Consider the following 13,286-nt stretch of genomic DNA (forward strand, 5'->3'; position numbering starts at 1 on the left):
GATGCTGTTTACCCCGCTATTGACCGGGGCGCTGGAAACCTCGCTGAACAGCCTGCTGTTTCGCGACCGCAGCATGAAAGCCGCCCGGCAGCGCTTGGCGGGCAAGGTGCTGCGTATCGAACTGGAAGAGCTGGCCTCGCCGCTGGTGCTGGTGTTCAGCGAGCTGCGGGTCGACGTGCTGGGGCAGTCCGAAGACGACGCCGACTGCAAGGTGCGCAGCCGCATTCCGGCGCTGCTCAAGCTGCGCGATCGCCAACAGTTGCCAGTGCTGATGCGCAGCGGCGAGCTGACGGTGGAAGGCGACATCCAGGTGGTGCAACAGCTGGTCGGGCTGTTGGATCTGGCGGAATGGGATCCGGCCGAATGGCTGGCGCCTTATATCGGCGATATCGCCGCGCAGGGCATTACCCAGGCGCTGGGCAAAGGCGCCGGCCTGCTGAAGGCCGGTGTGCAGCGTCGGCAACAAGATGTGGCGGAAACCCTGACCGAAGAATGGCGCCTGGCGCCGGGGCCGCTGGAAGTGGTGTGGTTCAACGAGGAAGTTGACGCCGTCACCCGCAGCGCGCAAGCGCTGCTCGCCCGCATGGACAAGTTGGAGGGCAAGCGATGACCCCTGGCGAACTGCGCCGCCTGTATTTGATCGTCCGCGTTTTTCTCAGCTATGGTCTGGATGAACTGATCCCTAAAATGCGGCTGACCCTGCCGCTGCGCTTTGGCCGCCGGCTGCTGTTCTGGATGCCGAATCGCCACAAGGATAAACCCCTGGGCGAGCGTTTGCGGCTGGCGCTGCAGGAGCTGGGCCCGGTGTGGATCAAATTCGGTCAGATGATGTCGACCCGCCGTGACCTGTTCCCGCCGCACATCGCCGATCAGCTGACGCTGCTGCAGGACCGGGTAGCGCCCTTTGACGGCGCGCTGGCGCGCAAGCATATAGAACAGGCGATGGGCGGCCCGCTGGAGACCTGGTTTGACGATTTTGACCAGCAGGCGCTGGCGTCGGCCTCCATTGCGCAGGTGCATACCGCCCGGCTGAAAACCACCGGCCAGGAAGTGGTGCTGAAAGTGATTCGACCGGATATCGGGCCGATCATCAAGGCCGACGTTCGCCTGATGTACCGGCTGGCCGGCTGGGTGCCGATGCTGATGCCGGACGGCCGCCGGCTGCGCCCGCGCGAAGTGGTGCGCGAGTACGAAAAGACCCTGCTGGACGAACTGAACCTGCTGCGCGAAGCGGCCAACGCCATTCAGCTGCGCCGCAATTTTGAAGGCAGCCCGATGCTGTACGTGCCCGAAGTCTACTCCGATTACTGCCGCGAAAGCGTGCTGGTGATGGAGCGGATTTACGGCATTCCGGTATCGGACATCGCCACGCTGGAACAGCAGGGCACCAACATGAAACTGCTGGCGGAGCGCGGCGTACAGGTGTTCTTTACCCAGGTATTCCGCGACAGCTTCTTCCATGCGGACATGCATCCCGGTAATATTTTCGTCAGCTACGAACACCCGGAAGATCCCTGCTATATCGGCATCGACTGCGGCATCGTCGGCTCGTTGAACAAGGACGACAAGCGTTATCTGGCGGAAAACTTCATCGCCTTCTTCAACCGCGATTATCGCAAGGTGGCAGAGCTGCACGTCGACTCCGGCTGGGTGCCGCGCGACACCAACGTAGAAGATTTCGAATTCGCCATCCGCACCGTTTGCGAGCCGATTTTCGAGAAGCCGCTGGCGGAGATCTCGTTCGGCAACGTGCTGCTGAACCTGTTCAATACGGCGCGCCGTTTCAATATGGAAGTGCAGCCGCAACTGGTGTTATTGCAGAAGACCTTGCTGTATGTTGAAGGTCTGGGCCGCCAGCTCTACCCGCAGTTGGATCTGTGGACCACCGCCAAGCCGTTCCTCGAGAGCTGGCTGCGCGATCAGGTCGGCATTCCGGCGGTAATACGCGCGCTGAAAGAAAAGGCGCCGTTCTGGGCGGAGAAGCTGCCCGAGCTGCCTGAATTGTTTTACGACAGCCTGCAGCAACATAAACTGCTGCAACAAAGCGTTGATAAGCTGACCAACCAAATGCAGGCCCAGCGGGTTCGCCAAGGGCAATCGCGTTATCTGTTCGGCGTTGGCGCTACACTGTTAGTAAGCGGTACGTTGCTGCTGCTGGGCCAGGTCGAGGTATTCCCCGCCTGGATGATGGCCGCCGGCATCGTATGCTGGGTGATTGGCTGGAAGCGAACCACCTGAATTGACTCGATACTCTGGTAAAGTCTGCCCTATAATGCGGCTGGCTTTGAAATACCCTTTTAAAATTAGAGGTAATTGGAATGGGCGGTATTAGTATTACGCAATTGTTGATCATCGCAGTGATCGTGGTGCTGCTGTTCGGCACCAAAAAGCTCCGCACGCTGGGCTCCGATCTCGGTGCATCAATCAAGGGTTTCAAAAAGGCGATCGGCGACGAAACTCCACCGCCGACCAATACGGCTGAGAAAAGCAGCCTGGACGACGCTGACTTCACGGCCAAGCCTATTACCGATAAGCAGCCGGAAGTGAAAACCGAAGAGTCGAAGAACAAAGAGCAGGTATAAACCGTGTTTGACATTGGGTTTAGTGAGCTGCTGTTGGTGCTGGTTATCGGCCTGGTCGTGCTCGGGCCGGAACGGTTGCCGGTAGCGGTCAGAACCGTTTCGGGCTGGATCCGCGCGCTGCGCTCGCTGGCGGCTTCGGTGCAGCACGAGCTTTCTCAGGAGCTGAAGCTGCAGGAGCTGCAGGACAGCCTGAAAAAAGCCGAGAAGGCCGGTTTGCAGAATTTGACGCCGGAACTGAAGGCGTCAATGGATGAATTGAAAGACGCCGCAGAGTCGCTGAAGCGCACCTATCAGGGCGAAAAGGACGAACTGGCGCATACCATCCATAACCCGCTGGCCACTGACCCGGAAGCCATTCACGACGACGGCGTGACGCCGGCGGAAGCGCCCGTCGTCGCGCAGCCGGTCAAAAAGCCGGTTGCCGTTGAAGCGGCGGCCGAACCTGTTGCGGATAAAACCCCAGCGTCTCACCAACCTAGTGGCGATCGTTAAAACATGGCTGTTGAAGATACCCAACCCCTTATCAGTCATCTGATAGAACTGCGTAAGCGGCTGTTAAACTCGATCATCAGCGTACTGGCGATCTTTCTGGCGTTAGTCTATTTCGCCAACGACATTTATCAGCTGGTGTCCGCGCCGTTGATCAAGCAGCTGCCGGCGGGCGCGAGCATGATCGCCACCGACGTGGCGTCACCGTTCTTTACCCCGATCAAACTGACCATGATCGTCTCGGTGTTCGTTTCGGCGCCGGTGATCCTGTATCAGGTTTGGGCCTTTATCGCGCCGGCGCTGTATAAGCATGAACGCCGGTTGATGATGCCGCTGCTGGTTTCCAGCAGCCTGCTGTTTTATCTCGGCATGGCCTTCGCTTACTTCATCGTGTTCCCGCTGGCCTTCGGTTTCTTCGCCAAGACTGCGCCGGCAGGGGTGATGATCGCCACCGACATCAATAACTACCTCGACTTCGTCATGGCGCTGTTTATGGCGTTCGGCGTGGCCTTCGAAGTGCCGGTCGCCATCATTCTGCTGTGCTGGAGCGGGGTTACGTCGCCGGAAGATCTGAAGAAAAAACGGCCTTACGTTTTGGTCGGCGCCTTTGTGGTCGGTATGTTGCTGACGCCGCCGGACGTATTTTCGCAAACCCTGCTGGCGATACCCATGTATCTGCTGTTTGAAGTGGGGGTGTTCTTCGCCCGCTTCTATACCGGCAAACGTCGTCCGCAGCCGGAAGAAGAAGACGAGGGTGAAGACCCCCCGGCCGCGTAGTCCGTATTGTGTTTCCGAGCCGCCCGCTGGGCGGCTTTTGCTTTGGGAAAAACCATGTTTGATATCGGCGTGAACCTCACCAGCCCCCAGTTCGCCAAAGACCGCCGGCAGGTGGTGGAGCGCGCGCGCGCCGCCGGGGTGACCGGGCTGCTAATCACCGGCACCGATCTGCAGGAGAGTCGCGAGGCCAGTGAATTGGCTCAGCAGGATGCCGGCTATTGCTGGTCGACCGCCGGCGTGCATCCGCATTACGCCAGCGGCTGGGATGCGCAGAGCGCCGAGCAGATCCATGCGCTGGCCACGCGTTCCGAAGTGGCGGCGATCGGCGAGTGCGGGCTGGATTTCAACCGCAATTTCTCTACGCCGGAGCAGCAGGAGGCGGCATTCAGCGCCCAGTTGGCGCTGGCGGCGGAACTGGCGATGCCGGTTTTTCTGCATTGTCGCGACGCACACGCACGTTTTGCCGCGCTGCTGGCGCCCTGGTTGGATAAACTGCCCGCGGCCGTGGTGCACTGTTTTACCGGCACCGCCGAAGAATTAGACCGCTGCCTGTCGCTGGGCCTGTCGATCGGGATCACCGGTTGGGTATGCGACGAGCGGCGCGGCCTGGAGCTGCGCGCCTTGCTGCCGCGGATCCCGGCGGAGCGTTTATTGCTGGAAACCGACGCCCCCTATCTGTTGCCCCGGGATTTACACCCTAAACCTGCATCTCGCCGCAACGAACCCGGTTTTCTGCCCCATATCGTTCGTCAGGTGGCCGCCTGGCGCCAGGAAGATCCTGAATGGCTGGGGCAAAAAACCGATGAGAACGCCCGCCGGCTATTCCGGCTGGTTTGAGTTAGGAGAAAACTATGAGCTATGCATTTCCGGGCACCTTCCCTGGTCGCCGTATGCGCCGCGTGCGCCGTCATGACTTCAGTCGCCGTCTGGTCGCCGAGAACCAGCTGACGGTCAACGACCTGATCTATCCGGTATTTGTCATGGAAGGCAGCAACCGCCAGGAAGAGGTTTCATCGATGCCCGGCGTATCGCGCATGACTATCGATCTGTTGATCAAGGAAGCGGAAGCCATCGCCAAGCTCGGCGTGCCGGTGATCTCCCTGTTCCCGGTCATCGAGTCGGGCCTGAAATCGCTGCATGCGGAAGAGGCTTATAATCCGGACGGTCTGGTGCAGCGCACGGTGCGCGCGCTGAAGGACGCGGTGCCGGAGCTGGGCATTCTGACCGACGTCGCGCTCGACCCTTACACCACCCACGGGCAGGATGGGGTGATCGATGAACAAGGCTATGTGATTAACGACGTCACCAAAGAGATTCTGGTGCGTCAGGCGCTGTCTCATGCCGAAGCCGGGGCGGAAATCGTGGCGCCAAGCGACATGATGGATGGCCGCATCGGTGCGATACGCGATCGCCTGGAGCTGCAAGGCCTGGTGAATACCCAAATCATGGCCTATTCCGCCAAATATGCCTCTTGTTACTACGGCCCGTTCCGCGATGCGCTGGGTTCCACCGGCAACCTGAAGGGCGGCAACAAGAAGACCTACCAGATGGATCCGGCCAACAGCGACGAAGCGCTGCAAGAGATTGCGCAGGATCTGCAGGAAGGCGCGGACATGGTGATGGTGAAGCCGGGCATGCCGTATCTGGACGTGGTGCGCCGGGTGAAAGACACCTTTGGCGTGCCGACCTTCGCTTACCAGGTGTCCGGCGAATATGCCATGCACATGGCGGCGATCCAGAATGGCTGGCTGCAGGAACGGCCTGCGGTGATGGAATCCCTGATGTGCTTCAAACGCGCCGGCGCCGATGGCGTGCTGACTTACTTCGCCAAGCGGGTCGCCCAGTGGCTGCATGATGAGGCGATGCAGCGCTAAGCGCTGACCGCATAAAAACGAAGGGCGCCCGCGGGCGCCTTTCTGCATTACAGCTTCTGGAACTGCCGATTGTCCAGACTTTGGCTGACCTGCTTGTTGATCAGGTTCAGCAACAGCATCGAGCGCGCTTCGCCGTCCGGTTCGGTATAAATGGCCTGCAGCCCCCCTCGAATACGCCGTCGACGATCAGCACGGTGTCCCCCGGCTGCGGCGTTTCCGGATCGACGTAAGCCTCGCTGGCGTGCGTTTGCAGCTCTTCGATCACCTTGTGCGGAATGGTGGTCGGCAGCGAGCCGAAGCGCACGAAGTGGCTGACGCCCCGGGTGGCGCTGATGGTGGTGGTGTGAATGCGCTCCGGGTCGAACTGCACGAACAGGTAGTTGGGGAACAGGGGTTCGCTGACCGCGATGCGTTTGCCGCGCACGATTTTTTCCAGCGTGATGATCGGGCTGAGGCAGTTCACTTCCTGCCGTTCCAGATGTTCCTGCGCCCGTAACAGCTGGCCGCGTTTGCAATAGAGTAAGTACCAGGATTCCATAATTTCACATGCCTTTCTGCCAGCCGGTAAGCATATCAAAAGCTATTACGGATACATAGTGATGCAGGTTTCAGCTTGTAACCGGCGCTATCTCCATGAATAGTTGGCTATTAGCGGAGGGTCACACACTTGTCTGCACGGCTCGGGTATAACAGAGGGCTAAAAATTTGTTACCGTCACAGTATGGCAAGGCCCGGCGCCGCCAGATGTGACGCTATTCATCGTTTTTGATTTGGGGGAGAGATGGAGTTATTTCTGTTGAGCAACGGCAAGCTGCCTGACGAAGCCGAACTGCTGGGGTACGCCAAGAGCCGGCTGCTGGCGATGATTGAGCGCCGCGGCGTTAAATCCGCGGTATTTATCCCTTACGCGATGCTCCGCAATGACTATGACCAGCGCGCGCAGGAGCTGGCGCAGACCCTGGGCATCGAGGTCGCCAGCATTCATCACGCGGCCTCCCCGGCGGCGGCGATCGCCGAAGCGGAATGTATTTTGGTCAGCGGCGGCAATACCTGGATGCTGAACCAGATGCTGCATGAGCAGGGGCTGATCGTGCCTATCCAGCGTGCGGTGCGCGAGCGCGGCGTGCCCTACGTCGGCTGGAGCGCCGGCTGCAACGTGGCGACGCCGAGCATCCGCACCACCAATGACATGCCGGTGCGCTGCAGCGTGGTGTTGCCGGCGCTGGGGCTGTTCCCGGTGCAGATTAACCCGCACTATATCGACGCCCATATCAGCGGTCATATGGGGGAAACCCGCGACGAGCGCCTGGCGGAGTTCTGCGTGGTCAATCCGAGCGAATCGGTGGTGGCGCTGCGCGAAGGCAGCCTGCTGCACGTCGAGGGCGATGAACTGAGTTATTTCAGCGCCAGGCAGCAGGGGTTCAAGGTATTCCGCCACGGCGAAGAGACCCGCGAGTATCAGGATACGCGGGCTTTGGCCGCGCTGGTGCCCTTCATCTGCCGCTGAGGGTCGCCCGGTATTGGGCGGCGTTTAACAAAATTGCAGCAACAAGCGTGAAGAGGGCTTATAATGCCCTCCTCACTGGCCGTTATAATGATCAGCATGAAATACCGTGACTTACGCGATTTCCTCTCGTTGCTGGAAAAGAGAGGGGAACTAAAACGCATCAGCCAGCCGATTGATCCCTATCTGGAAATGACAGAAATTGCCGATCGCACCCTGCGTGCGGGCGGCCCGGCGCTGCTGTTTGAAAACCCGAAAGGGTACGACATGCCGGTGCTGTGCAACCTGTTCGGTACCGCCAACCGCGTGGCGATGGGCATGGGCCAGGAGGATGTCAGCGCGCTGCGCGAAGTGGGCAAGCTGCTGGCGTTCCTCAAAGAACCCGAGCCGCCGAAGGGGTTCCGCGATCTGTTCGACAAGGTGCCGAAGTTCAAGCAGGTGCTGAACATGCCGACCAAGGTGCTGGGTTCCGCGCCTTGCCAGGAGCAGGTGTGGCAGGGCGACGACGTCGATCTGAGCCGTATTCCGGTGATGCACTGCTGGCCGGAAGACGCCGCGCCGCTGATCACCTGGGGGCTGACGGTCACCCGCGGGCCGCATAAAGAGCGGCAGAACCTGGGTATCTACCGCCAGCAGGTGCTGGGCAGGAATAAAGTGATCATGCGCTGGCTGTCGCACCGCGGCGGCGCGCTGGATTACCAGGAATGGTGCCAGGCGCATCCCGGTGAGCGTTTCCCGGTCGCGGTGGCGCTGGGCGCCGACCCCGCTACGATCCTCGGCGCGGTGACGCCGGTGCCGGACACCCTTTCCGAGTACGCCTTCGCCGGGCTGCTGCGCGGCAACAAAACCGAAGTGGTCAAGTGCCTGTCCAACGATCTTGAAGTGCCGGCCAGCGCGGAAATCGTGCTGGAAGGTTACATCGAGCCGGGGGAAATGGCGCCGGAAGGCCCGTATGGCGATCACACCGGGTATTACAACGAGATAGACAGTTTCCCGGTGTTCACCGTGACTCACATCACCCAGCGCCGCAATGCGATTTATCACTCCACCTATACCGGCCGTCCACCGGACGAACCGGCGATTTTGGGCGTGGCGCTGAACGAAGTGTTTGTGCCGATCCTGCAAAAGCAATTCCCGGAAATTGTTGATTTTTACCTGCCGCCGGAAGGCTGTTCGTACCGTCTGGCGGTAGTGACCATCAAAAAACAGTATGCCGGCCACGCCAAGCGCGTGATGATGGGCGTCTGGTCGTTCCTGCGTCAGTTTATGTACACCAAATTTGTTATCGTCTGTGACGATGACGTCAACGCGCGCGACTGGAATGACGTGATCTGGGCGATAACCACCCGAATGGATCCGGCAAGGGATACCGTTTTGGTGGAGAATACGCCGATCGACTATTTGGACTTCGCCTCGCCGGTTTCCGGACTGGGTTCGAAGATGGGGCTGGACGCCACCAATAAATGGCCGGGTGAAACCGAGCGCGAATGGGGCCGTCCGATTCAGATGGATGAAAAGGTGCGTGCGCGCGTCGACGAAATCTGGGATGAGCTCGCAATCTTCAGTGACAGGGAACCGACGCTTTAACGTCAGGCTCTGTTCTCAGTTTTGCATTGATGACCCGACAGAGGGAACGCATGACAATATTGAGCTGTAAAGTGACCTCGGTAGAGGCCATTACCGATACGGTTTATCGGGTACGTTTGGTGCCTGAGGCGCCGTTTTCGTTCAAGGCAGGGCAATACCTGATGGTAGTGATGGATGAGCGCGACAAGCGCCCGTTCTCTCTGGCGTCAACGCCGACGCAACAGGAATACATCGAGCTGCACATCGGCGCTTCGGAACTGAATCTGTACGCCATGGCGGTGATGGATCGCATTCTGAAAGAGCAGGCGATCACCGTCGATATTCCGCACGGCGACGCCTGGCTGCGCGAAGAGGGCAGCCGCCCGCTGGTGTTGATCGCCGGCGGTACCGGGTTCTCCTATGCGCGTTCGATTTTGCTGACCGCGCTGGCGCAGCAGCCGGATCGCGATATTTCGATCTACTGGGGCGGGCGCGAGCTGAAGCACCTGTACGATCTGAGCGAGCTGGAAGCGCTGTCGCTGCAGCACCCGAACCTGAAGGTGATCCCGGTAGTGGAACAGCCGGAAGACGAATGGCGCGGCCGCAGCGGCACCGTGCTCAGCGCGGTGCTGCAGGATTTCGGCACCCTGGCGGAGCACGATATCTACATCGCCGGCCGTTTCGAAATGGCGAAAATCGCCCGCGAACGTTTCTGCGCCGAACGCGGCGCGCAGGAAGCGCATATGTTTGGCGACGCTTTCTCGTTTATCTGACCGGCGAGAGGCGCAATAACAACGGGGTGGCCAGTGGTCGCCCCGTTTTTATTGGGGCGTCGGCGAATGGCGGGCATAAAAAAACCCGCCCCTGACAGGCGGGAAGTACGGCAACTAAACTTGGCGGGACGCCGCGGTTTTAAGCGGTGACGCGGTCATCCCAAGATAGACACGGCTAAACGCGTTCAAAGACGGTGGCGATCCCCTGGCCCAGGCCGATGCACATGGTCGCCAGGCCGAACTGCACGTCGCGGCGCTCCATGTTGTTCAGCAGGGTGGTCGAAATGCGCGAACCGGAGCAGCCCAGCGGGTGGCCGAGGGCGATGGCGCCGCCGTTCAGGTTGACCTTGTCGTCGAGGCTGTCCAGCAGCCCCAAATCCTTGATGCAGGGCAGCGACTGGGCGGCAAAGGCTTCGTTCAGTTCGAACAGATCGATATCCTGCACGCTCAGACCGGCGCGCTTCAGCGCCAACCGGCTGGCCGGCACCGGGCCGTAACCCATGATGGACGGATCGCAGCCCACCACCGCCATCGAGCGGATGCGGGCGCGCGCTTTCAGCCCGAGGGCCTTGGCGCGCGATTCGCTCATCAGCAGCATGGCGGAAGCGCCGTCCGACAGGGCGGAAGAGGTGCCGGCGGTGACGGTGCCGTTGACCGGGTCGAACGCCGGGCGCAGCGCGGCCAGGCTCTCGACGGTAGTCTCCGGGCGGATCACTTCGTCGAAGTCATAACGGGTCAGCACGCCGTCGGCGTCGTGGCCGCTGGTCGGAACGATCTCGTTTTTGAAATGGCCGGCCAGGGTTGCGGCATGTGCGCGTTGGTGCGAACGGGCGGCGAACTCGTCCTGCATCTGACGGCTGATATTGTGCATTTTAGCCAGCATTTCGGCGGTCAGGCCCATCATGCCGGCGGCCTTGGCCACGCTGCGGCTCAGGCCGGGATGGAAATCCACCCCGTGATTCATCGGCACATGGCCCATGTGCTCTACGCCGCCGATCAGGCTGACCTGCGCGTCGCCGACCATGATGGCGCGCGCCGCGTCGTGCAGCGCCTGCATCGAGGAGCCGCACAGGCGGTTAACGGTCACCGCCGGCACGGTATGCGGGATCTCCGCCAGCAGCGAGGCGTTGCGGGCGATGTTGAAACCCTGCTCCAGCGTCTGCTGCACGCAGCCCCAGTAAATATCATCGATCTCGGCGGCATCCAGCGCCGGGTTGCGGCTCAGCACCGCGCGCATCAGGTGAGCGGAAAGATCTTCAGCGCGTACCTGGCGGAAGGCGCCGCCTTTGGAGCGGCCCATCGGCGTGCGTACGGCATCAACAATAACTACGTTTTCCATCTTTATGACCTCATGCCGGTTGGCGGGTGGCGACGTCGGACAGCGGCGCAGCCACCGGGTAGTAGCTTTCGTTACGTTCGGCTTTGGCGCGCAGGCCGGCAGGCACCTGATACAGCGCGCCAAGGTGCGCATAACGCTGGGCCAGCTCGGCGTAGTTGGCGGTGCCGAGCGTGTCCAGGTAGCGGAACGCCCCGCCGTGGAACGGCGGGAAACCGATGCCGTAAACCAACGCCATATCGGCCTCCGCCGGGCTGGCGATAATGTTTTCTTCCAGGCAGCGCACCACTTCGTTGATCATCGGGATCATCATGCGGGCGATGATCTCTTCGTCGCTGACGGTCTGGCGCGGTTGGCTCACTTCGGCCAGCAGCGCGTCGGTCTGCTCGTCGTTGTCTTTGCGCGGTTTGCCCTTGTTGTCCTGGCTGTAGCGGTAGAAGCCCAGTTGGTTCTTCTGGCCGAAGCGCTGGTTGTCGAACATCACGTCAATGGCGTCGCGATAGTCCTTGTTCATGCGCTCCGGGAAACCGGCCGCCATCACCGCCTGGGCGTGGTGCGCGGTATCGATGCCCACCACGTCGAGCAGATAGGCGGGGCCCATCGGCCAGCCGAACTGTTTTTCCATCACTTTGTCGATCTGGCGGAAATCGGCGCCGTCACGCAGCAGCAGGCTGAAGCCGGCGAAGTAAGGGAACAGCACGCGGTTGACGAAGAAGCCCGGGCAGTCGTTCACCACGATAGGCGTTTTGCCCATGCGGGTGGCGTAGGCCACAACCGCGGCGATAGTGCCGTCGCTGGTTTGCTCTCCGCGGATGATTTCGACCAACGGCATGCGGTGCACCGGGTTAAAGAAGTGCATGCCGCAGAAGTTCTGCGGGCGTTTCAGCGATTTCGCCAGGTGATTAATCGGAATGGTCGAGGTGTTGGAGGCCAGAACGGTATCTTCACCGATCAGGTTTTCCACTTCAGACAATACGGCGGCCTTTACCTTCGGATTTTCCACCACCGCTTCGACAATGACCTGCGCGCGTTCGATGCCGGCGTAGTCCAGCGTAGGTTGAATGGTCGACAATACCTGAGCCATTTTCAGGCCGTCCAGCTTGCCGCGCTCCAGCTGTTTATTGAGCAACTTGGCGGCTTCGTTCATGCCCAGCGTCAGCGATTTTTCGCTGATGTCCTTCATGATCACCGGCACGCCCTTCAGCGCGGACTGGTAGGCGATGCCGCCGCCCATGATGCCGGCGCCCAACACGGCGGCCTGCTTGGGCGCTTCCACATTCCTGGCCAGCTTTTTCGCCTGACCCTTCACGAACTGATCGTTGAGGAAAATGCCGACCAGCGCGCGCGCTTCGTTGGAGCGCGCCAACGGCACAAAGCTGGCGGTTTCCAGCTTCAATGCGGCGTCGCGGCCCAATTTTGCAGCGGCTTCGATGGTTTTCACCGCGGTCATCGGCGCGGGGTAGTGTTTGCCTGCGGTTTGCAGCACCATGCCTTTGGCGGTGGTGAAGCTCATCGCCGCTTCGATGGGGCTGAGTTTCAGCGGCTCCAGCTTCGGCTGACGGGCCGCGCGCCAGTCCAGTTTGCCGTCGATCGCCTGTTGCAGCATGTTCAACGCCGCATCGGTCAGTTTTTCCGGTGCGACAACCGCATCCACCAGGCCGACTTTCAGCGCGTCTTTGGCGCTGACGTCCTTACCGGCGGCGATGATTTCCAGCGCGCTGTCGTTGCCCAACAGGCGCGGCAGACGAACCGAACCGCCGAAGCCCGGCATGATGCCCAGCCTGGTTTCCGGCAGGCCGATGCGCGCGTCCGGCGAGGCGACGCGGAAGTCGGTCGCCAGAATGCATTCGCAACCGCCGCCGAGCGCATAGCCGTTAATCGCCGAAATGGTCGGCACCGGCAAATCTTCCAGCCGGTTAAAGACGGAATTGGCGAAGGCCAGCCATTCCAGCAGCTTTTCGGCCGGGGCGGCAAACAGCGACAGGAACTCGGTGATATCGGCGCCGACGATAAAGGCGGCCTTGCTGGACCGCAGCAGCAGCCCTTTCAGCTCGGTCTGCTTTTCCAGCGCGTCTAGCGCTTCGCCCAGGCTGGCGACGGTGCTGGTATCCAGCTTGTTGACCGAGCCCGGTGCGTTGAACACCAGCTCGGCGATGCCGTTGTCGAGCCAGTGCAGTTGTAATGTTTCGCCTTGGTAGAGCATGTCTATCTCCTGAATCAGCGTTTGATCTGGTATGACCAGATGATGAGGAGTGTGGTTTTTATGTTAACAATATGCAAATAAGAGATTGCGATTTTGCTGGTCTGATCACATGCCATCTGATTAATTTTTTGATTTAAAACGAAGTTATATTTTATGTGCTATCGGCATTTGCCGGAATCTAT

General features: G+C 60.4%; 12 protein-coding genes and 1 pseudogene. 10 read left to right on the top strand and 3 right to left on the bottom strand.

Going from position 1 to position 13,286, the window contains the following annotated elements:
- The first annotated feature begins 1 nt into the window (after position 1).
- The 7 genes from ubiJ (at position 2) to hemB (ending at position 5,722) form a co-directional block, all read left to right on the top strand.
- Complete coding sequence (gene ubiJ / locus CKW09_RS01115; protein ID WP_061798847.1) at positions 2–610, top strand: ubiquinone biosynthesis protein UbiJ; 609 nt, start codon at positions 2–4, stop codon at positions 608–610.
- Positions 607–2,238 carry a ubiquinone biosynthesis regulatory protein kinase UbiB gene (ubiB, locus tag CKW09_RS01120; protein ID WP_061798740.1) on the top strand — a complete coding sequence of 544 codons (1,632 nt, stop codon included), beginning with the start codon at positions 607–609 and terminating at the stop codon, positions 2,236–2,238. The genes ubiJ and ubiB overlap by 4 nt, the downstream gene beginning before the upstream one ends.
- Before the next feature lie 80 nt (positions 2,239–2,318).
- On the top strand, positions 2,319–2,582 hold the full coding sequence (gene tatA, locus CKW09_RS01125) for a Sec-independent protein translocase subunit TatA (RefSeq protein ID WP_061798738.1): 264 nt from the start codon (positions 2,319–2,321) through the stop codon (positions 2,580–2,582).
- A 3-nt stretch (positions 2,583–2,585) separates the two neighbouring features.
- Positions 2,586–3,074 carry a Sec-independent protein translocase protein TatB gene (gene tatB, locus CKW09_RS01130; protein WP_095095092.1) on the top strand — a complete coding sequence of 163 codons (489 nt, stop codon included), beginning with the start codon at positions 2,586–2,588 and terminating at the stop codon, positions 3,072–3,074.
- A 3-nt stretch (positions 3,075–3,077) separates the two neighbouring features.
- Positions 3,078–3,848 carry a Sec-independent protein translocase subunit TatC gene (tatC, locus tag CKW09_RS01135; protein WP_061798735.1) on the top strand — a complete coding sequence of 257 codons (771 nt, stop codon included), beginning with the start codon at positions 3,078–3,080 and terminating at the stop codon, positions 3,846–3,848.
- A 54-nt stretch (positions 3,849–3,902) separates the two neighbouring features.
- The gene (gene tatD / locus CKW09_RS01140) at positions 3,903–4,685 is read left to right on the top strand and encodes a 3'-5' ssDNA/RNA exonuclease TatD (RefSeq protein WP_061798733.1); all 783 of its coding nucleotides are present in this window, start codon (positions 3,903–3,905) and stop codon (positions 4,683–4,685) included.
- 14 nt (positions 4,686–4,699) lie between these two features.
- Positions 4,700–5,722 carry a porphobilinogen synthase gene (hemB, locus tag CKW09_RS01145; RefSeq protein WP_061798731.1) on the top strand — a complete coding sequence of 341 codons (1,023 nt, stop codon included), beginning with the start codon at positions 4,700–4,702 and terminating at the stop codon, positions 5,720–5,722.
- A 47-nt stretch (positions 5,723–5,769) separates the two neighbouring features.
- Here hemB and rfaH read toward each other — a convergent pair.
- Positions 5,770–6,260, bottom strand: a pseudogene (gene rfaH / locus CKW09_RS01150) (transcription/translation regulatory transformer protein RfaH).
- A gap of 243 nt (positions 6,261–6,503) precedes the next feature.
- On the opposite strand from rfaH, the gene pepE reads away from it, so the two are divergent.
- From pepE to fre, 3 genes are all read left to right on the top strand, one after another.
- Positions 6,504–7,229, top strand: a complete 726-nt coding sequence (gene pepE, locus CKW09_RS01155) for a dipeptidase PepE (protein WP_061798727.1) — start codon at positions 6,504–6,506, stop codon at positions 7,227–7,229.
- Positions 7,230–7,316: 87 nt separating this feature from the next.
- Positions 7,317–8,813, top strand: a complete 1,497-nt coding sequence (gene ubiD / locus CKW09_RS01160) for a 4-hydroxy-3-polyprenylbenzoate decarboxylase (RefSeq protein WP_095095094.1) — start codon at positions 7,317–7,319, stop codon at positions 8,811–8,813.
- A 50-nt stretch (positions 8,814–8,863) separates the two neighbouring features.
- Complete coding sequence (gene fre, locus CKW09_RS01165) at positions 8,864–9,565, top strand: NAD(P)H-flavin reductase (protein WP_061798723.1); 702 nt, start codon at positions 8,864–8,866, stop codon at positions 9,563–9,565.
- A 175-nt stretch (positions 9,566–9,740) separates the two neighbouring features.
- Here the strand turns inward: fre and fadA are convergent, their stop codons facing one another.
- Positions 9,741–10,904 carry an acetyl-CoA C-acyltransferase FadA gene (gene fadA, locus CKW09_RS01170; protein WP_095095096.1) on the bottom strand — a complete coding sequence of 388 codons (1,164 nt, stop codon included), beginning with the start codon at positions 10,902–10,904 and terminating at the stop codon, positions 9,741–9,743.
- Between the two features lie 10 nt (positions 10,905–10,914).
- Positions 10,915–13,104 carry a fatty acid oxidation complex subunit alpha FadB gene (gene fadB, locus CKW09_RS01175; RefSeq protein WP_061798718.1) on the bottom strand — a complete coding sequence of 730 codons (2,190 nt, stop codon included), beginning with the start codon at positions 13,102–13,104 and terminating at the stop codon, positions 10,915–10,917.
- Positions 13,105–13,286 lie beyond the last annotated feature (182 nt).

It is taken from the genome of Serratia ficaria, from assembly GCF_900187015.1.
Taxonomy (GTDB): Bacteria; Pseudomonadota; Gammaproteobacteria; order Enterobacterales; family Enterobacteriaceae; genus Serratia; species Serratia ficaria.

What these genes read in the sequence shown, in the direction of transcription:
- ubiJ (WP_061798847.1), top strand. Translation starts at nt 2, where the DNA reads ATGCTGTTTACCCCGCTATTGACCGGGGCGCTGGAAACCTCGCTGAAC.
- ubiB (WP_061798740.1), top strand. Translation starts at nt 607, where the DNA reads ATGACCCCTGGCGAACTGCGCCGCCTGTATTTGATCGTCCGCGTTTTT.
- tatA (WP_061798738.1), top strand. Translation starts at nt 2,319, where the DNA reads ATGGGCGGTATTAGTATTACGCAATTGTTGATCATCGCAGTGATCGTG.
- tatC (WP_061798735.1), top strand. Translation starts at nt 3,078, where the DNA reads ATGGCTGTTGAAGATACCCAACCCCTTATCAGTCATCTGATAGAACTG.
- tatD (WP_061798733.1), top strand. Translation starts at nt 3,903, where the DNA reads ATGTTTGATATCGGCGTGAACCTCACCAGCCCCCAGTTCGCCAAAGAC.
- hemB (WP_061798731.1), top strand. Translation starts at nt 4,700, where the DNA reads ATGAGCTATGCATTTCCGGGCACCTTCCCTGGTCGCCGTATGCGCCGC.
- pepE (WP_061798727.1), top strand. Translation starts at nt 6,504, where the DNA reads ATGGAGTTATTTCTGTTGAGCAACGGCAAGCTGCCTGACGAAGCCGAA.
- ubiD (WP_095095094.1), top strand. Translation starts at nt 7,317, where the DNA reads ATGATCAGCATGAAATACCGTGACTTACGCGATTTCCTCTCGTTGCTG.
- fre (WP_061798723.1), top strand. Translation starts at nt 8,864, where the DNA reads ATGACAATATTGAGCTGTAAAGTGACCTCGGTAGAGGCCATTACCGAT.
- fadA (WP_095095096.1), bottom strand. Translation starts at nt 10,904, where the DNA reads ATGGAAAACGTAGTTATTGTTGATGCCGTACGCACGCCGATGGGCCGC.
- fadB (WP_061798718.1), bottom strand. Translation starts at nt 13,104, where the DNA reads ATGCTCTACCAAGGCGAAACATTACAACTGCACTGGCTCGACAACGGC.